Below are 17,946 nucleotides of genomic sequence, written 5' to 3'. Positions count from 1 at the left end.
CTGCAGGGTCAGAGCCCCGTAGCTGTTCCGCGTGCCGTTATCGGAAACGCGGGCTTTGACGAAATTTTCACCTTGGGTTGACCGGTTGTTGATAGGCCGAGGGCTAGGGTGGTGCGAATAGTCCTCAGGAGGGCCTCATGTCCCAGCCAATCAAGCTCGAATTCTCCGACAAGTACGATCAGGAGCATGCCCAGGAATATCTGCGCAAGCATCAGGATGGTTTCTGGCGGCGGATGTCCCATCGGCGTGACGAACAGCTGGCCCGGCGTGCCCTGGCTCTGGCCGGCGAGCCGGGGCTGGTGCTCGATCTACCCTGCGGCGCCGGGCGGTTCTGGCCGCTGCTGGCGGAAAAGCCCAACCGCGTGATCATCGGCGCGGACAACTCGGCCGACATGTTGCGGGTGGCCTGTGCCGCCCAGCCGGCGGAAGTGGTGAGCCGCGTCAAACCGCTGCAGACCTCGGCCTTCGCCATCGAGCTGCCAGACAACTCGGTGGACAGCATCTTCTGCATGCGCCTGCTGCACCACATCGGCGACGCCGAGCACCGGCAGAAGCTGCTGCGTGAGTGCGCGCGGGTGTCGCGTGACAGCCTGATCCTGTCGTTGTGGGTCGACGGCAACTTCAAGGCCTGGCGGCGGACGCGCCTGGAGCGCCGGCGCGCGGCCAGAAGCGGGTCGACGGATTACCAGAACCGTTTCGTGATCCCGGCGGCCACGGTCGAGGCCGAGTTTCGTCAGGCCGGCTTCCGCGTCCAGGAGCATTTCGACTTCCTGCCGTTGTACGCCATGTGGCGTGTGTACGTCTTGCGCAAGGGCTGATTGATGGGTATGGCATTGCAGTCGGCTCGGGTGCGGATCCAATCTGGGCATTTTGACTTCTGGTGGCAGCAACGCGGCGAGTGGGTCGAGGCGCCCAATCAACGCCGCGGCGGCGAAAGCGGTGTGATGCGGCTGCGCGCCGACGACGGCCGCTTGCTGTATGCCAAGCGCCAGGTCGGCCACCTCTACCGCAGCCTGCGCTACCCCTTCGGCCGCCCGACGGTGCTGCGCGAGCGCGATGCCCTCAAGGCCTTCCGCCGGCTCGGGGTGACGGTACCGAATCTAGTGTATTGCGGCGCCCAGCAAGAGCCGGATCACGACTGGCGGGCCCTGCTGGTGACCGAGGCGCTGGAGGGCTTTGTCGACATCGACGCCTGGTACGCCGCGGGTGGCCGCGAGCGCCATGGCGAAGCCGTGCATCAACGCCTGCTGCAGCGTCTGAGCGAGCTGCTGGCGCGCCTGCACCGGGCGCGCTGGCAGCACGGTTGCCTGTACGCCAAGCATGTCTTCGTGCGGGTACGCGAAAGCGAGGGCGGGCAGCCGCAGGTGGAGGTCGCCCTGCTGGATCTGGAAAAAAGCCGGCGGCGCCTGAGTCGCGGGCGTGCGGCCCGGCACGACTTGCGGCAGCTGCGCCGCCACTCGTCGTGGAACGCGGCGGACTGGCAACAACTGATCTACGGTTACCAGACAGCGTTTGGCAGCGCTATCAAGGGGTTGCAATCATGAAGTTAGAAATCGCACGAGGTTTATTCCTGATCGGTGCGCTCGGTGTGGCCTCTCTGGCGGCGGCCGCCTGGCATGAGCCGGGTCCGCAGGTGCTGGGCACGCCGGCCGCGCAAGACCACTGTCCGTTGCCCGTGCAGCATCAGGGTCTGAAATCGGCACGGCCCGATGGCGATCTGTTGCTGCTGATGTTCGGCCTCTCGCAAGGACTGCGTTCCCAGGGCTGAAGCCGCTGGCGCCAGTACAAAAAAGCCCCGCAGATGCGGGGCTTTTTCGTTCAGAGCTGATCGCTCGCTAGCGCGGCGGGCGGCGCCGCGGTGGCTGGCGCGCGGTCCGGGTGGGCCAGCAGCACGTACACGCAGGGCAGCACGAACAGGGTGAACAGGGTGCCCACCGACATGCCGGTGGCGATCACCAGGCCGATGTCGAAGCGACTCACCGCGCCGGCACCGGTGGCGAAGATCAGCGGCACCATGCCGAAGACCATCGCCGCGGTCGTCATCAGCACCGGGCGTAGGCGGATCGCCGCGGCTTCCTCGATCGCCTCGCGCATGCCGCGGCCCTGGCGACGCAGCTGGTTGGCGAACTCGACGATGAGAATACCGTGCTTGCTGATCAGGCCGATCAGCGTGACCAGGCCGACCTGGGTGTAGATGTTCATGCTCGACCAGCCGAGGAACAGCGGAATCAACGCCCCGCAGATCGACAGCGGCACGGTGACCAGGATCACCAGCGGGTCGCGGAAGCTCTCGAACTGTGCGGCAAGGACCAGGAAGATTACCGCCAGGGCCAGGGCGAAGGTCACGTACAGCGCGTTGCCTTCGTTGACGAACTGCCGCGAGGCGCCGGCGTAGTCGAAGGTGTAGCCGCTCGGTGCTTCCTCGCGGGCGATCTGCTGCACGGTGGCTAGCGCCTCGCCCTGACTGACCATCGGGAAGCCGGAGATGATCGCCGAGTTGAGCTGCTGGAACTGGTTGAGCTGGCGCGGCCGCGCCTGTTCGCGCACGGTGATCAGCGTCGACAGCGGCAACATCGCGCCGCTTTCGCTGCGCACGAAGTAGTTGTCCAGACGGGTCGGGCTGTTGCGGTAGGCGCGATCGACCTGGGCGATCACCTTGTAGCTGCGGCCGTCCACGGTGAAGCGGTTGATCTCGCCTTCGCCGAGCAGGGTGGCCAGGGTGGTGCCCAGCTCGTCCATCGACACGCCGATCTGCGCGGCCTTGTCGCGGTCGATGTCGACGACGATTTCCGGCTTGTCGAAGGCCAGGTCGAGGTCGAGCACGGCGAACTTGTTGGTCGCCTGGGCGCGCTGTTTGATCCGCTCGGCGACCTGCAGCAGCGAGGCGTAGTCGCCGGAGCTGGTGACCACGAACTGGAACGGCAGGCCTTCGCCGGTGCCTGGCAGCGACGGCAGGCTGAAGACGAACACCTGCAGGCCGGGGATCTGGTTGGCGCGCTGCTGGAAGGCGTGCATCAGCTCCTTCTGGCTGCGCTCGCGCTCACCCCAGGGCTTGAGCATCAGTCCGCCGATGCCCGACTGCACACCGTTGAATCCGTTGATCTGGAACGCCGAGTCGTACTCGGGAAACTCGCTGAAGACCTTCTGGTACTGGTCGGTGTAGCGGTTCAGGTAATCCAGGTTGGCGGTCTGCGGTGCGTTGGACATGATGAACAGGAAGGCCTGGTCCTCGTCCGGCGCCAGCTCGCGCTGGGTGAACATCAGCAACACCGGGATCAGTGCCAGGATGATCAGGGCGAACACGTAGACCACCGGGCGGGTGTCCAGGGTGCGGTGCAGGGCGCTACGGTAGCGCTGCTTGAGGCGCTCGAACAGCAGGTCGAGGCGGTACGCCAGGCCGCTGGGGTTTTCTTCGTGGCGCAGCAACTGCGAGCACATCATCGGCGACAGGGTCAGGGCGACGATGCCGGAGATGATCACCGCGCCGGCCAGGGTGAGGGCGAACTCGCGGAACAGCGCGCCGGTCAGGCCTTCGAGGAAGCCGATCGGTGCGTACACCGCGGCCAGGGTGATGGTCATCGCGATCACCGGCGTGGCGATCTCGCGGGCGCCGAGCAGGGCGGCGTCGAATGGCTTCTTGCCCTCCTCGATGTGGCGGTGGATGTTCTCCACCACGACGATCGCGTCGTCCACAACCAGGCCGATGGCCAGGACCATGGCCAGCAGGGTCAGCAGGTTGATCGAGTAGCCCATCAGCTGCATGAAGAACAGCACGCCGATCATCGACAGCGGGATGGTCACCACCGGGATCAGCACCGAGCGGAACGCGCCGAGGAACAGGAACACCACGACGATGACGATCAGCACCGCTTCGGCGAGGGTCTTGATCACCTCGTTGATCGATTCCTGAATGAACAGCGTGCCGTCGTAAGCGATCGACATCTTCAGCGCCGGCGGCAGCTCGCGCTCGACCGACGGCAGCTTGGCGCGCACTTCCTTGATCACGTCCAGCGGGTTGGAGGTCGGCGTGCCCTTGATGGCGATGTACACCGACGGGATGCTGTTGAACGAGCTGACCGCGTCGTAGTTCTCCGCGCCCATCTCTACCCGCGCCACGTCGCCGATGCGCACGCGACGGTCGCCCTCGGTCTTCAGCGGGATCGCGGCGAAGGCCTCGGGGCTCTTCAGATCGGTGCTGGCGTTGACGCTGCTGACCACCAGTTCGCCCTTCACTTCACCGGCGGCGGAGAGGAAGTTGTACTTCTGCACCGCCTCGCGCACGTCGCCGGCGGTGATGCTGTGGGCGGCCATGCGCACCGGGTCGAGCCACAGGCGCATGGCGAACTTCCGCGCCCCCTGGACCTCTGCCTCAGCGATGCCTGGCAGGGTCGCCAGTTTGGGCTGCACCACGCGGGTCAGGTAGTCGGTGATCTGCTGGTAGTTCAGCTCCTTGCTGTGGAAGCTGATGTACATCAGCGCCGAGGCGTCGGCGGCCTGCTTCTCCAGCACTGGGTCTTCGGCTTCCTGCGGCAGCTGGCTCTTGACCTCGTTGGTCTTGGCCAGCAGCTCGGTGAACAGGCGATCGGAGTCGGCGCCGACGCGCGCATAGAGCGAGATCACCGAGAAGTTCTGCCGACTGACTGAGGTCATGTAGTCGACGCCTTCGGCGCTCGCCAGGCTCTGCTGCAGCGGCTGGGTGATGTAGCCCTGGATGGTCTCGGCGTTGGCCCCGGGGTAGGCGGTGGTCACCGTGATCAGGGCGTTTTCCATCTGCGGGTACTGGCGGATCACCAGGCTGTTGAAGGCCTGGATGCCGAGTAGGACGATCAGCAGGCTGACCACCGTCGCCAGCACCGGGCGACGGATGAACGGATCGGTAAAAGCCATGGATGATTCCTTTTCCAGCACCCGGGTTAGCAGGCCGTTGAAAAATTACCTACGTTGCCGATCCGGCGTTAAAAACAGCCTCAAAATGCTCATTTACAACACGTAAACTGCGCTTTTTCGGCCGTTTTTGCCTTGTCTCGGCTGCCTCGCCTACATTTTTCAACGGCCTGTTAGCGGCCGCTGGCCTGGCTGGTGGTGCGGGCGGCGGGCTCGGCGACGATGCTGACGTGCGCGCCGTTATCCAGCTTGAGCTGGCCGGTGGTGACCACCTGTTGGCCGGCGGTCAGGCCCTTGAGCACCACCACCTCACCGTCGCGGCGCTCACCGGTCTCGACGAACACGCGCTTGGCCACCAGGCGCGGCTGGCCCTGGTCGTCGTGCTTGGCGCTGCCGTCGTCGTTCTTCTCCGCCTCGACGACGTAGATCGAGTTGCCGTACAGCGAGAAGGTCACCGCGGTTTCCGGCACCACCACGCGTGCTGCGCTGTTCGGCAGCAGCACGGTGAGGTTGGCGAACATGCCCGGCAACAGCTTCTCGCCCGGGTTGGGCAGGGTCGCGCGGACCTGCACGTTGCGGGTGTTCTCGTCGACCTTCGGGTTGATCGCGGCGAGCTCGCCCATGAACGCCTCGCCCGGGAAGGCCGCGACGCCGAGCTGTACGCGCTGGCCGACCTGCAACTTGGGCACCGCCTGCTCGGGCAGGAAGAAGTCGACGTACAGGGTCGAGAGATCCTGCAGGGTGGCGATGGTGGTGCCCGAGGCGAGGTAGTCGCCCACGTCGATCTGGCGGATACCGATGGTGCCGGCGAACGGCGCGAGGATGCGCTTCTTGCCGAGCAGCGCCTTGAGCTGTGCGACCCGGCCGCTGTTTTGCTGCAGCTGCGAGGCGAGGCGGTCGAAATCGCTCTTGGAGATCATCTGCCGGCTGATCAGGCTGCGGCCACGCTCGAATTCGACGCGGGCGAGGTTCAGCTCGGCTTCGGCGGATTCCAGCGAGGCCTGCTCGACCGCGCCGTCCATCTGGATCAGCGGCTGGTGAGCGGCGACATGCTCGCCGGAGCGGAACAGCACATCACGCACGGTGCCGGTGACTTCGACGGTGAGGTCGACGCCCTGCGAGGCCTTGAGCGTACCGATGGCCGGCAGGCGTTCCTGCCACTGGCGCTGCTCGGCAATCGCCGCCGAGACGCTGATCGGTGGCTGGGGCGCGGAGAATTGCTTGATCTGTTCGCGGATCGAGAAGGCTTTGTAGCTGGCCAGGAGCAGCACCACGACGAGCACAACCCCCAGCATGGTGAGCATGCGGCGGAGCAACATATTCCGGTTCCTTGGCGGGTAATGAGGGCCTGGGAATAGGCGGGCATGCACCTTAGTCCCAGAGGCCTGGCAAGTCAAAGGCGAGGCATGGCAAAAAGTTGCCCGCCGGTCTGGCGCCGGGATACACCTGTGATTCGGCGAACTTCACCGCAGATGCTGCGCTTTTAAATCCGCGATTGATAGCGGAGTGCCGGCATTAATGGCGCCTCCTGTGCCGTTCCGGCTAGCGGAGTCAGGCGCTGAGGCACTGGGTCACGCTGGTCAGTTGGCCGGAGAGACCGTGCAGTTCCTGGCTGGAGTGCTGGGTGCGCCGCACCTGTTCTTCATTGCTGGTGGCGATAGCGGTGATCTCGGTGAGGTTGCGCGAGATGTCCTCGGCCACCGAGGTCTGTTCCTCGGCGGCGGTGGCGATCTGCCGGTTCATGTCGCGAATGGCCTCCACCGCGGCGGTGATGCGCTGGAGCATGGCGCCGGCCTCGGTCACCTGGGTCACGCCCTGTTCACTGCGGCTCTGGCCGTTCTCGATGGCGCGCACGGCATTGAGCGCGCCGGTTTGCACGGTGTCGATGATCTGGTGGATCTCGGCGGTGGATTCGGCGGTGCGTTGGGCCAGGGTGCGCACCTCGTCGGCGACCACGGCGAAGCCGCGCCCCTGCTCGCCGGCACGGGCGGCCTCGATGGCGGCGTTGAGGGCCAGCAGGTTGGTCTGCTCGGCGATGCCGCGGATCACTTCCAGAACCTTGCCGATGCGCCCGCTGTCGCTTTCCAGGCGGCGGATCACCTCGGCGGTGTTGGCGATCTCGCTGCGCATGCCGGTGATGGTGTGGATCGTAGCCTGCATGACCTGCTCGCCCTGTTGTGCCGAGTGGTCGGCGTCGTCGGCGGCGCGTGCCGCCTCGGCGGCATGCCGCGCGACTTCCTGGGCGGTGGCGGACATCTCGTGCATCGCCGTGGCGACTTGGTCGGTGCGCGAAAATTGCTCGCGGGTGCCCTGGGCCATCAGGGTGGCGATGGCATTGAGCTCGCCGCTGGCGCTGTCCAGCTCGCCGGTGCTGTGTTGCAGGCGGCTGAAGGTGTCGGCGAGGAAGTCGCGCAGGGTATTGGCGGCCACGGCCAGGCGCCCCAGTTCGTCGCGGCGGTGGCTGTCGACGTGCTGGCCGAAATTGCCCTGGCTGAGACGGGCGATATGCTCGATCAGGTCGCGGATCGGCGTGATCAACTGCCGGTTGACCAGCCACAGGCTGAACAGGCCGATCAATAGGCTGGCGGCCAATATCACAATCAAGCCCCAGGTGAGGGTGCGGTCGGCGCTGGCACTGATGGCGGCAGACTGCTCGGCGCTGCGCTGGTGCAGCTCGGCGACCAGCGTGCTCATCTGCTCGCTGGCGGCGCGGTCGATGCCCTTGACCGCCGCATCACCGGCGGCCGGATCGGCATCCGCGGCGATGAAGGCCTGGCGGCCCTGGCGGTAGGCGGCGCCCAGACGCTGGTGCTCAGTGCGCAGGCGTTCGACCTGGCCTTTCAGCGCCGGATCGTTGTGTTCGCCGGCTTCGGCGACCAGCTTGCCGAGGATGTCCTGCACTTTGCGTTCCTGGGCCTCGAACTGCGCCCAGTATTTGTCTTGGGCGCTGGGGTCGGAGCCGCGCAGCAGCAGGTTCTTCCATTCTTGCACCTGGCCCTTGAATTCGAGGTTGGCTGCGTCCACCAGGCCGGAGGCCTGTATCGGTCCTTCCAGCAGGCCGCGATAGGACTGGATGCCGCCGGACAGGAAGGAGAAACAGGCCAGCGCGGTGAGCAGGATCAGCAGCAGGCTGCCGCCAAGGAGCGCGAGAATCTGGGCGCGCAGGGAGTTTTTCAGGGACATGGTCATGCACCTCGGGGGCAAGCGGATTCGAGTCCCCATGGATCGGCCGGGGGCGTCGCCGCTTGAGCGCCGGCGGTCGGATTGTTTACGGCGCGGGCGCGCCTGAAAGCTCCGTAGCGCAGGGCTTTCAGAGCTTCAGGCGAGGTGCAGGTGGTTGTCCCATAGCCCGGCCGGCAGCTCCAGCGGCTGCATGGCGATGCGCTCGCCGCGGCAGTCGTACAGGCGGCAGCGGCCTTGGCCGGAGGTGACCACGAAACCGTCCGCCACGGCGCCGACCCCGGCGCAGTCGGGCAGCGGTGCGTCCAGACGCACGGCGCCGCTGTCCAGGTCCCAGATGAAGAAGCGGTTGCCGCGCGGCGCGGTCAGGGCGACCAGGCGCAGCTGGTCGTGGATCGCCACGCTGGCGGTGTACTGGTGCATCGCCAGGCGCTGGGGCTCGGCCAGCGGGAAGGGCTGCAGCGCTTGGCCGGGGCGCTTGATCGCCAGCAGGTCGGCGTGCTCGTGGGCCTCGCCCATGAACTGCTGGCCGGCGACCAGGGTGCCGTCGGCAGCGACCGCCAGGTGGCGGATGCTGTTCATCGGCTGCGCTAGGGTTTCCTTGGACAGCAGGCGGCCATCGCGGTGCATCAGCACCAGGCTCGGCTGCATGGCGTCGAGGTTCATCTCCACCCGGCTCTCCGCCTCGGTGCGGATGCCGCCGTTGGCCACCACCAGGGTCTCACCGTCTGGCAGCCAGCTGACCTGATGCGGGCCGAGGCCGTGGGTGGGGAGTTCGCCGCTGTGTTGCAGCTGGCCGCCTTCGAAGCGGTAGACGCCGAGCAGGCCGCGGCCCGGGTCGCGGGTGTCGTTCTCGGTGGCGTACAGCCATTCGCCACCGCGATGGAACACCGCATGGCCATAGAAGTGCCGGTCTGGCTGGGATTCCAGGGTCTGCAGCAGACGGCCGTCGCGCAGGTCGATCAGGTAGCTCGCGGTGCCCGGGCGGCGGGCGACGAACAGGGCGAGCGGCTGCTGCGGGTGCTCGACTATGTCATGGCAACGCTGCGCCACCGGCGTGGCGAACACCTGGCTGCCGTCCAGGCGGTAGCCGACCGCATAGTGGCGGCCATCGGCATCGTCGCGGGCGGACAGCAGCAGCGGGCTCTGGCTGCGGCGGCTGAGGGTCCAGCCACCGAGGCTGAGGGCGCCCAGCAGGGCGCTGCCGAGGCTCAGGACATGACGGCGCAGCATGTTCGGGCCTCCTCAGTCGCCATCGTTGGCGTTGAAGCCCAGCTGCACGCCCAGCGCCTTGGCGAGGTCGCTTTCCTGCAGGCGATGCACGCTGTTGAGGCTGTCGTAGAAGTCGTTCAGCTGCTGGCGCCCCTGTTCGCTGGCGAGCAGTTGGTCGAGCGGCGGCTGCAGCGCCTCGAGCTTCTGCCGGGCCACGGCGTAGGCGGCGTCGATGCGCTCGGCCAGGGCCTGCTGCTCGCTGCCGAGCAGGCCGCGCAGGCCGTGATCGTCGACCCCGCGCCACAGCGCTTCGGCGCTGGCCAGGCTGGCACCGAGGTTGGCCAGCGAGGCCTGACTGCGCCAGGCCTCGGCCTGCAGCGGCTGGGGGATGCCCTTGCTCAGGCGGCCGAGCGGGGTGCCGAGCTTCTTCTTCAGGGTGTCGAGGGCGGTGACCTGCACCCGCAGCAGTTCGGCGATGGCCTCGTGGGAATCGGCGTAGCGCGGGTTGGGGAACTTGCTCAGCTGTTCGAGCATGCCGTCCTTGTTGTTCCAGCGCGCGAGGATTTCTTCGGCCAGCGACTGCTGGCGGGCGCCGATGGCCTCCAGCAGCGGGCAGTAGCGGGCCTTCTGTGCGCTGTCGGCGAGGTCGATCTGGCTGTCGAAGAGGATGTATTCGTAGGCGGACAAGCCCTGCACCACGACGCTGGCCTTGGCCAGGGCGGCGGCATCGATCTGCGGCTGGGCCTTGACCAGTTGCTCGACTTGGCGGCCGACCAGGTTCTTCTTGTCCGGCCAGAACTGCACCTGCCAGGCGCGGTTGCCTTCGGCCAACGGGCCGACCAGCAGCGGCTGCAGCTCGGCCCAGGCTTTCTGTGCGCTGTAGAAATCGGCGCGGGCTTTTTCCAGGTCTGTCTGGCCGGAGCAGAACGCCAGGGCGCTCTTGGCCAGTTGGCGGTCGGCCTCGACCCAGCGGCTGTAGGTCGGCAGGATCACCTGCTGGGCCAGGGCGGCGGAAGTCTGCGCGTGCTGGTCCTGCGGCGAGCAGGCGCCGAGGGCGAGGGCGGCGAGGCTGGTGAACAAGAGTTTCGGGCGGAACATGCACGGCTCCTTTAAAGCGAATTCAGGAAAGCCAGCAGCGCGTCACGCTGGCCGGCATCGAAGGTGAGCACCTGTTGCTTGGCCGCCTCGGCCTCGCCGCCGTGCCAGAGGATGGCCTCCAACAGGTTGCGGGCGCGGCCGTCATGCAGGAACTGGCTGTGGCCGCTGACCGTTTCGGTCAGGCCGATGCCCCACAGCGGCGGAGTGCGCCACTGGCGACCACTGGCCTGGAACTCGGGGCGGCCGTCGGCCAGGCCCTCGCCCATGTCATGCAGCAGCAGGTCGCTGTAGGGGCGAATCACCTGGTTGGCCAGTTCCGGTTCGGCGGCATCGGCGCCGGTGGTGAATTGCGGGGTATGGCATTGCTGGCAGCCGGCCTGATGGAACAGGCCCTTGCCCTGCAGCACCTGGGCCGAGCCGACATCGCGGCGGGCCGGCACGCCGAGGTTGCGGGTGTAGAACAGCACCAGGCGCTGGATGTTGTCGCTGACTTCCGGGGTGCCGCCATGGGCCGCCTGGCGGCAAGCGGTCTGCGCCGCCGTGCAGTTGTCCTGTGGTTGCAGGCTGCTGGTCAGGCCGAGGTCGCCGGCAAAGGCGTGGGCGTTCTGCTGATTGAGGCTCGGCTGTCCGGCCTTCCAGCCGAAGCGCCCGAGCACGGTCTTTTGCTGGGCATCGTCCCAGACCCAGTTGGGCTGGCCGGCGATGCCGTTGTTCTGCCGGCGTTGCGCCTCGGCGTTGGCCAGGATCGCGGCCTCGGGAATGGCTTCGAGCAGGCCGAGGCCGATCATCGGCGGGGCGACGCGGGCGGAGAACTGCGTCTGCGGATGCAGCGGGCCATAGCCGAGTCGGCTGATGCGCAGGAGCGGCCGGCGCAGCTTGACCATGGCGCCGTCGCTGAAGTTGACCAGTTGCGAGCGGTACTCCACGCGCACCTTGCCTTCGGGGGTGATGCCGGGATTGGCCATGTCCTGCAACTGGCCGCCGTACACCGGCTCGGGCACCACGCCGAGGCGTTCGAGCAGTTGCGCCTGTTCGGCGCCGGCGGCGGGGATCGATAGACGCACCAGCATCGACACCGCATTGCGGGCGCCGGCGGCCGGCGGATGGCCGCGGCCGTCATTGATGTGGCAGTTCTCGCAGGCGTTGCTGTTGAACAGCGGACCGAGACCGTCACGCGCGGTGGTTGTGGAGGGGGCGATCACCCAGGGGTTTTGGAAGAAACTGTCGCCGACGCTGAAGTCCAGCCGGCGCTCGGCGGAGAGATTCGCCGAGGGTTGGGAAAAGCTGTGCTGGCCGGCTGGTCTGACGCTGACGCTGCCGGCCGACAGCGCTTCGCCGGGCTCGGCCTGGCTAAAGCGCGGCGCCTGGTCGCAGGCCGCCAGACTCAAGGTCAGCAGCAGCGGCGAAAGACGGCGGAGCAGGGCGGGCATCGACAGCAGTCCTGGCAGGGGCGGGCGGCGGGCTAGCTTAACAGGCCGCGTTCGCTCAAATAAGAGGAATTAGCGTTTGGCCTGGGTGGTGGGCATAAAAAAACGGATGCGGCAGGCGCCGCATCCGTTTCGGTACTGCTAGGCGATCAGAACTGGTGATCGGCGGTGTCCGGCTTCAGGTCGCTGATGCCGAGGGCGCCGGCGGCCTGCTCGATGCCAGTGGTCTGCTTGACCAGGGCGGCGATGGCGTCGCGGATCAGCGGCTGGCCGGCGCTGTTGTCGGCGGCGATCAGCTGGTCGAAGTGCTGACCGTTGTTGGCGCTGTCGACCAGGGCCTGCAGCTTCTTCTCGGTGTCGGCGAAGTCGGCCTTGAGGGTGTCGTCGGTGGCCGGCGCGGCTTTGGCCACCAGCGAGGACAGGCTCGGGCCGCTCAGGGTGCTGCCGTCGACGCGCTTGTATTCGCCGAGGTAGACGTTGCGGATGCCCTTGCCATCGAAGAAGTGCGAGTTGTGGGTGTTGTCGCTGAAGCAGTCGTGCTCGTCTTCGGTGGAGTTGGCTTCCAGGGCGACTTTCATGCGCTCGCCGGCCAGCTCGCCGAGGGACAGGCTGCCCATGCCGAACAGCATCTTGCGCAGGCCGCTGTCCGCCGATTCGGCTTCCAGCTTGGCGCGGTAGTTGTCGGCAACGCCCGGCTTCCATTGGCCGACCATCCACTCCAGGTCCTTGACCAGCAGGTCGGTGGCGGCCTTCAGGTAGGCGCGGCGGCGGTCGTTATGGCCGCCGGTGGCGCCTTCGCCGACCAGGTAGTCGCTGGCCGGGCGCTCGCCGGCGCCAGCGCCGGTGCCATGCAGGTCCTGGCCCCAGAGGAGGAATTCGATGGCGTGGTAGCCGGTGGCGACGTTGGCTTCGGAGCCGCCCAGTTCGTTCAGCTCGGCGAGTTTCTCGCCGCTGAGGTCCTTGACGTCGATCTTGTCTTCGCCGACCTGGATCTCGCTGTTGGCGATGATGTTGGCCTTGGCGGCCGGGTTGCCCTGGGCTTCGGCGCTGCCGTCGGCGACGTAGTCGATCAGGCCTTCGTCCAGCGGCCAGGCGTTGAGCTGGCCTTCCCAGTCGTCGACCACGCCGTTGCCGAAGCGGAACACCTCGGTCTGCATGTAGGGTACGCGGGCGGCCAGCCAGGCATCGCGGGCGGCTTTCAGGGTGTCGGCGCTGGGGCTGGCGAGCAGGGCATCGACCGCAGCCTGCAGGGCCTTGCCGGTGCTGGCGGCATCGTTGAACACCGCGTAGCCGAGCTCGGCGTAATGGGCGACCACGGCCTTGGCGGCCGCTTCGTCGACTTTGCCGGTGCTGGCGGCAGGCGCGCTGGCAGCCGGGGCGGCTGGTGCGGCGGCCTGGGTGGCCGGGGCTTTGTCATCGCCACAACCGGCGAGCGAAATGGCAATGGCCAACAGGCTGGCGGAAGCCAGGGGCATACGAATCATGGCGAGGTCCTTTGCGTCGTGTGATGAGGAGGCTGCGCGGTGCACATGCAAAACCGCGACATAATGCGAAAGATTTTCATTTTGTGCAAAGGGCCAGCGTTCTCTCGGCGCAGATGAGGCGGGCGAGGACCTGCGCCGAACGGCCACAATGCCTTTAGACTCCGCTTAGTCAATGAGTCGCAAGCCGATGGAGCAGTCGTTATGGAGCAGCAAGCATGAGCGTGAGCGGTGTGGTGGTTGTGGTGTTGGTCGTCCTGGTCGCCGCGTACGCAGTGATCCTCTACAACGCCCTGGTGCGTCTGAAGCACGGGGTCGGCAAGGCGTGGGCGAACATCGAGGTGTTGCTCAAGCAGCGCCATGACGAGCTGCCCAAACTGGTGGAAACCTGCAAGCAGTACATGCAGCACGAGCGCACCACCCTGGAGCAGGTGATCGCCGCCCGCAACGCCGTGGCCAGTGCCCGCGAGAAGCACGATCTGGGGGCCCTCGGCCAGGCGGAAAGCGGCCTGCGCGCCGGCCTCGGGCAGCTGTTCGCGCTGGCGGAAAACTATCCGGAGCTGAAGGCCAACGAGAGCTTCCAGTTCCTCCAGCAGCGCATCAGCGGCCTGGAGAACGGCATCGCCGATCGCCGCGAGCTGTACAACGAGGCGGTTAACCTCAACAACGTGCGCATCGAGCAGTTCCCCGACGTGCTGATCGCCCGCGGGTTCGGCTTCCGGTCCGCCGAGCTGCTGGAGTTCAGCGCGGCGGAAAAGGCCGACGTCGACCTCAAGCAACTGTTCGGCTGAGCCCGTGGATATTCAGGGCCTGGTCGTCGGCCTGGCATGCAGTGGCGGTGCGACCCTGGCTGGCGCCTGGTGGTGCCTGCGGCGCCTGGCCCAGGCGCGTCATCTGCTGGATACTCCGACCTCGAAGATCCGCTCGGCCGCCCAGGGCTATGCCGAGTTCTACGGCCTGCTCGAGGCGCTTCCCGAGGCGCTCATCGTCGCGCCGCTGACCGGCAAGCCGTGCCTGTGGTGGCGCTTCAAGATCGAGGAGTACAGCAGCGACGGCAAGCGCAGAAGCTGGCGCGTGGTGGAGCGTGGCTGCAGCGAGGGCTGGCTGCGCCTGCGCGACGCCTCCGGCAGCTGTCTGATCGATCCGCAGGGTGCCGAGGTGCGGCCGGCCACTCGCGAGCGGTGGCGGGGCAGCCTGCGCCACCCCCGGGGTGTGGCGCCGCGCGGTCTGTTTGGCTGGTTGGCCAGTGGCGCGGAGTACCGTTATACCGAGGAACGCCTGCATGCCGGCGAGCCGCTGTACGCCATCGGCGAGTTCCGTACGTCCGGTGGTGGGCGCCAGGGCCTGGATCTGGCGACGGCCCAGGGCCAGGTGATCCGCGAGTGGAAGGGCGACTTCGACGGCTTGCTGCAGCGCTTCGACAGCGACCGGAATGGCCGCCTGGACGACCCGGAATGGAACCGCGTGCGCCTGGCCGCACGCCTGGAGGCCGAGGAGCGCCACCGCCAGGTCAGCCTGCAGCCGCAGCAGGACCATCTGGCGCGGCCGCGCGAGGCGCAGCCGTTCATCCTGTCGAGTTACGGCGAGGACGATCTGGCCCGCCAGTTCCATTGGCAGGCGGCCGGGGCGGCCGTGCTGTGCCTGGCGGGGGCGGCCGGCAGCGCCTGGTTGCTCGGTCTGGCCTGGTAAGCCGTTAGAACCTGTTCACGATCTCGCGAGCTAGAGCCAGACAAGGCGAAATTGGACGAAGAAGCGCAGTTTACAAGCTGTAAATGAGCATTCTGAGCCCGATTTCAACGCCGTATGGCCGACGCGCAGCAGATCGTGAACAGGTTCTTAGAGCGGAAGGGGATTGCCGGCGTGGCTCAGGCGCCGGGCCTGCTTGAGGAACAGGGTCAGGTCGCGCGCCGGCAGCGGTTTGCTATACAGGTAGCCCTGACCCTCGTTGCAGCCCTGGGCGATGATATAGGCCTCCTGCTCGGCGGTTTCCACCCCTTCGGCGATCACCTGCATGCCCAGGCTCTTGCCCAGCTGGATGATGGCGCGAACGATGGTGGCGTCGTCTTCGTCGTCGAGCAGGTCCTGGACGAAGCTCTTGTCGATCTTGATCTTGTCCAGCGGCAGGCTCTTCAGGTAGCTCAGCGAGGAATAGCCGGTGCCGAAGTCGTCGATGGCGATCAGCGCGCCGGAGCGGCGTAGGCTGAGCAGGTGCTGAGCGGCGGTGGTGATGTCGTCCATCAGGCCGGTTTCGGTGACTTCCAGCTCCAGGCTGCGCGGCGGCAGGCGGTAGACCTGCATCAGGTTGTTGACCACCCGTGGCAGCTCGGCGTGGTGCAGCTGCACGGTGGACAGGTTGACCGCCATGCGCAGCTCGCTGAAACCCTGGTCATGCCATTCGCGCAGCTGCCGGCAGCTCTGGTCGAGAATCCATTCGCCGATCGGGATGATGCTGCCGTTCTGTTCGGCCAGCGGGATGAACAGGTCCGGCGGCACGAAGCCGTGCTGCGGGTGCTGCCAGCGCAGCAGCGCCTCGACGCCGACCACGCGGTGGTCGCGGTAGTCCACCTGCGGCTGGTAGACCAGGTGCAGCTGGCCCAGCGCCAGGGCGTCGCGCAGGTCTTTTTCCAGCTCGCGGCGGCGGCGCATCTCGCTGTCGACGCTGGCGATGTAGAACTGGTAGCGGTTGCGCGAGCGGCTCTTGGCCAGGGTCATGGTCTGCTCGGCTTTCTGCAGCAGCTTCTCGGTGCTGTCGCCGTCCTCGGGGAACAGGGTGATGCCGATGGTGGCGCGCAGGCGCACTTCCTGCTGGTCGAGACTGAAGGCCGCTTCCAGGTTGTCGAGCACGCTCTGGGCCAATTCGGCGGCTTCGTAGGGTTGTTCGATGTCGGCCTGGACCAGGGCGAACTGGTCGCCGCCCAGGCGCGCCAGGGCGCCGAGGCGGCCGCTGTGACCGCGCAGGCGGTCGGAAAGGGCGAGCAGCAGCTGGTCGCCGGTCTGGTAGCTGAACTGTTCGTTGATGCCTTTGAAGTCGTCGAGGCCGACGCACAGCACCGCGACCCGGCGTTGCAGGCGGCCGGCGTCGGCGAGGATCTGGTCGAGCTGCTGCTGCAGCTGCTGGCGGTTCGGCAGGCCGGTGAGGAAGTCGTACTGCGACATGCGCAGCAGGCTGTTCTCGGCCTCGCGGCGCAGGTGGGTGTTGCGTTCGATGGAGGCGAGCAACTGATTGGCGGTGTTGATCCACAGCCCCAGTTCGTTGCGTTCGTGGCCCTTGAGCATCGGCAGCTTGTGCTCGCTGGGGCGGTCCGGGTTGATGCTGCTGAGGTGCTCGATGATCTTCGACAGCGGCCGGGTCAGCAGCCAGTGGTAGACCAGATAGAGCACCAGGCCCATGGCCAGGGCGCGCAGCACCCCGGAAATGAAGATGACCACCGAGCTGGTGACGAAGTTCTCGCCGTAGGGCGCGGTGTCGAGGGTGATGGTCAGGTCGCCGTAATACTCGCTGTAGGGGCCGCGGCCAACCAGTTGGGTGGTGAAGCTCTGTTCCTGGCCGAGGATCGGGTCGGTCAGCCAGCGGGTCGACAGCGGGGTCAGGTCGCGGGACTTTTCCGCCAGCATCGGTTCGTTGGGGTGGCCGATGGCGGCGAAACGCACCGCCTGGTTCTGGAACAGCCCTTCGATCACCTGCATGCCCATTTCCCGATCGAGGCTGTAGACCGCCTGGGTCGAGGGATCGCGGAACATGTCGAGGATGCGCTGGGCATCATTGGCGACCGCCTGCCGGGTCTTGTAGGCGTCGAACATGATCTGCCCGCAGCTCAGCACCACGCCGACGACCAATGCAGACAGCAGCACTACCCGGAGCAACTTCAGTGACAAGCTGTGTCGGTGTTCCAGCTTCAAATGCCTATTCCTTGTTCGATACCGTCGGCGTCCGACCGCGGTGAGTATTGGCAAACTGCCGGTTGCCGTCAAAGGGCCAGGAGCTTCCTACGCCTGCGTGAACCGCGAACGCGGCGCACCCGCTCGCCCCTCGCCTTATGCACTGTATCGGTGCGAATGGCCCGCTCTTGAGCACCACGCGCGGGATTTTCGTTGGCATAAGCGTGGCGAAGGCCCTGGCCCCGACCTTGGGAGGGGACGAGGATTAACAGACTCTGGTTGTTTCTCGCGGCGTCGGTGCTGGCACCCCTGGCGGAGGCGGCCACCGACGAGGCGCTGAATACCGCCTGGGTGGTACTCGCCAGCGCCCTGGTGTTCTTCATGCAGGCCGGTTTCGCCCTGTTCACCGGGCTGATCGCCGGCTTCATCGTGGTGCTCGGTTCGCGCTTGCTCGATCGCTGGCCCTCGACGACGTGGTCGGCGCGGTGCCGGTGCACGGCTTCTGTGGCGTGTGGGGCACCCTGGCGGCCGGACTGTTCTTCGCCGCCGACCCGTTCAACTGGGATCGCATCGGCGTCCAGGCGCTCGGCTCGGCGGCGGCCTTCGCCTGGGCCTTCCCGATGGCGCTGATGCTGTATCTGCTGCTGGCCAAGACCGTCGGCCTGCGCACCTCCACCCAGGACGAGCAGCGCGGCCTGGATTATGCCGAGCATGCCGAAGTCGGCTATCCGGAGTTCAACCAGGCGCTCACCTACGATCGCCACGAACTGACACGGAGGGCTTGA

14 protein-coding genes and 1 pseudogene are annotated in these 17,946 nt (G+C 66.8%); 6 read left to right on the top strand and 9 right to left on the bottom strand.

Annotated elements, in window-relative coordinates; genetic code table 11:
* Positions 1-137 precede the first annotated feature (137 nt).
* Genes D3880_RS18145 through D3880_RS18135 form a run of 3 tightly spaced genes read left to right on the top strand, consistent with a single transcriptional unit; the run spans position 138 to position 1,768 of the window.
* A complete protein-coding gene (locus D3880_RS18145) occupies positions 138-818 on the top strand; it encodes a class I SAM-dependent methyltransferase (RefSeq protein ID WP_119894818.1) in 681 nt (226 codons plus the stop codon).
* Between the two features lie 9 nt (positions 819-827).
* Complete coding sequence (locus tag D3880_RS18140) at positions 828-1,544, top strand: lipopolysaccharide kinase InaA family protein (RefSeq protein ID WP_119894817.1); 717 nt, start codon at positions 828-830, stop codon at positions 1,542-1,544.
* A complete protein-coding gene (locus D3880_RS18135) occupies positions 1,541-1,768 on the top strand; it encodes a hypothetical protein (RefSeq protein WP_119894816.1) in 228 nt (75 codons plus the stop codon). Before D3880_RS18140 ends, D3880_RS18135 begins: the two co-directional genes overlap by 4 nt.
* Positions 1,769-1,818: 50 nt before the next feature.
* On the opposite strand, the gene D3880_RS18130 is transcribed toward D3880_RS18135, so the two are convergent.
* From D3880_RS18130 to D3880_RS18095, 8 genes and pseudogenes are all read right to left on the bottom strand, one after another.
* The gene (locus tag D3880_RS18130; protein WP_119894815.1) at positions 1,819-4,887 is read right to left on the bottom strand and encodes a multidrug efflux RND transporter permease subunit; all 3,069 of its coding nucleotides are present in this window, start codon (positions 4,885-4,887) and stop codon (positions 1,819-1,821) included.
* A 170-nt stretch (positions 4,888-5,057) separates the two neighbouring features.
* Positions 5,058-6,203, bottom strand: coding sequence for an efflux RND transporter periplasmic adaptor subunit (locus D3880_RS18120; RefSeq protein WP_119894814.1), 1,146 nt, complete (start codon positions 6,201-6,203; stop codon positions 5,058-5,060).
* Positions 6,204-6,435: 232 nt separating this feature from the next.
* Positions 6,436-7,140, bottom strand: coding sequence for a methyl-accepting chemotaxis protein (locus tag D3880_RS23435; protein WP_420800879.1), 705 nt, complete (start codon positions 7,138-7,140; stop codon positions 6,436-6,438).
* Between the two features lie 228 nt (positions 7,141-7,368).
* A pseudogene (locus D3880_RS23430) lies at positions 7,369-7,578 on the bottom strand (methyl-accepting chemotaxis protein); the annotation flags it as partial.
* A 624-nt stretch (positions 7,579-8,202) separates the two neighbouring features.
* Positions 8,203-9,297, bottom strand: coding sequence for a DUF1513 domain-containing protein (locus D3880_RS18110; RefSeq protein WP_119894812.1), 1,095 nt, complete (start codon positions 9,295-9,297; stop codon positions 8,203-8,205).
* 12 nt (positions 9,298-9,309) lie between these two features.
* A complete protein-coding gene (locus D3880_RS18105; protein ID WP_119894811.1) occupies positions 9,310-10,374 on the bottom strand; it encodes an imelysin family protein in 1,065 nt (354 codons plus the stop codon).
* A gap of 11 nt (positions 10,375-10,385) precedes the next feature.
* A complete protein-coding gene (locus D3880_RS18100; protein WP_119894810.1) occupies positions 10,386-11,804 on the bottom strand; it encodes a di-heme oxidoreductase family protein in 1,419 nt (472 codons plus the stop codon).
* 146 nt (positions 11,805-11,950) lie between these two features.
* Positions 11,951-13,285 (bottom strand): imelysin family protein, encoded by a 1,335-nt coding sequence (locus tag D3880_RS18095; RefSeq protein WP_119894809.1) that lies wholly within the window; start codon positions 13,283-13,285, stop codon positions 11,951-11,953.
* A 215-nt stretch (positions 13,286-13,500) separates the two neighbouring features.
* Here D3880_RS18095 and D3880_RS18090 point away from each other — a divergent pair, with 215 nt between their 5' ends.
* Both D3880_RS18090 and D3880_RS18085 read left to right on the top strand, forming a co-directional pair.
* Positions 13,501-14,073: a LemA family protein gene (locus tag D3880_RS18090; RefSeq protein WP_119894808.1), complete on the top strand. Its 573-nt coding sequence runs from the start codon at positions 13,501-13,503 to the stop codon at positions 14,071-14,073.
* Positions 14,074-14,077: 4 nt separating this feature from the next.
* Positions 14,078-14,971, top strand: coding sequence for a GIDE domain-containing protein (locus tag D3880_RS18085; RefSeq protein ID WP_420800838.1), 894 nt, complete (start codon positions 14,078-14,080; stop codon positions 14,969-14,971).
* 147 nt (positions 14,972-15,118) lie between these two features.
* On the opposite strand, the gene D3880_RS18080 is transcribed toward D3880_RS18085, so the two are convergent.
* Positions 15,119-17,182, bottom strand: coding sequence for a putative bifunctional diguanylate cyclase/phosphodiesterase (locus D3880_RS18080; protein WP_119894807.1), 2,064 nt, complete (start codon positions 17,180-17,182; stop codon positions 15,119-15,121).
* Positions 17,183-17,652: 470 nt separating this feature from the next.
* Here D3880_RS18080 and D3880_RS18075 point away from each other — a divergent pair, with 470 nt between their 5' ends.
* Positions 17,653-17,946 (top strand): hypothetical protein, encoded by a 294-nt coding sequence (locus D3880_RS18075; protein ID WP_238474375.1) that lies wholly within the window; start codon positions 17,653-17,655, stop codon positions 17,944-17,946.

The sequence above is a fragment of the Pseudomonas cavernae genome (genome assembly GCF_003595175.1).
GTDB classification, from domain to species: Bacteria; Pseudomonadota; Gammaproteobacteria; order Pseudomonadales; family Pseudomonadaceae; genus Aquipseudomonas; species Aquipseudomonas cavernae.
The sequence above is the reverse complement of the archived record's forward strand: the minus strand, read 5'-3'. Positions and strand labels throughout refer to the sequence as shown.

Coding starts and splice junctions, on each gene's coding strand:
- D3880_RS18145 (WP_119894818.1), top strand. CDS start 138: ATGTCCCAGCCAATCAAGCTCGAATTCTCCGACAAGTACGATCAGGAG.
- D3880_RS18140 (WP_119894817.1), top strand. CDS start 828: ATGGCATTGCAGTCGGCTCGGGTGCGGATCCAATCTGGGCATTTTGAC.
- D3880_RS18135 (WP_119894816.1), top strand. CDS start 1,541: ATGAAGTTAGAAATCGCACGAGGTTTATTCCTGATCGGTGCGCTCGGT.
- D3880_RS18130 (WP_119894815.1), bottom strand. CDS start 4,887: ATGGCTTTTACCGATCCGTTCATCCGTCGCCCGGTGCTGGCGACGGTG.
- D3880_RS18120 (WP_119894814.1), bottom strand. CDS start 6,203: ATGTTGCTCCGCCGCATGCTCACCATGCTGGGGGTTGTGCTCGTCGTG.
- D3880_RS23435 (WP_420800879.1), bottom strand. CDS start 7,140: ATGTCCGCCACCGCCCAGGAAGTCGCGCGGCATGCCGCCGAGGCGGCA.
- D3880_RS18110 (WP_119894812.1), bottom strand. CDS start 9,297: ATGCTGCGCCGTCATGTCCTGAGCCTCGGCAGCGCCCTGCTGGGCGCC.
- D3880_RS18105 (WP_119894811.1), bottom strand. CDS start 10,374: ATGTTCCGCCCGAAACTCTTGTTCACCAGCCTCGCCGCCCTCGCCCTC.
- D3880_RS18100 (WP_119894810.1), bottom strand. CDS start 11,804: ATGCCCGCCCTGCTCCGCCGTCTTTCGCCGCTGCTGCTGACCTTGAGT.
- D3880_RS18095 (WP_119894809.1), bottom strand. CDS start 13,285: ATGATTCGTATGCCCCTGGCTTCCGCCAGCCTGTTGGCCATTGCCATT.
- D3880_RS18090 (WP_119894808.1), top strand. CDS start 13,501: ATGAGCGTGAGCGGTGTGGTGGTTGTGGTGTTGGTCGTCCTGGTCGCC.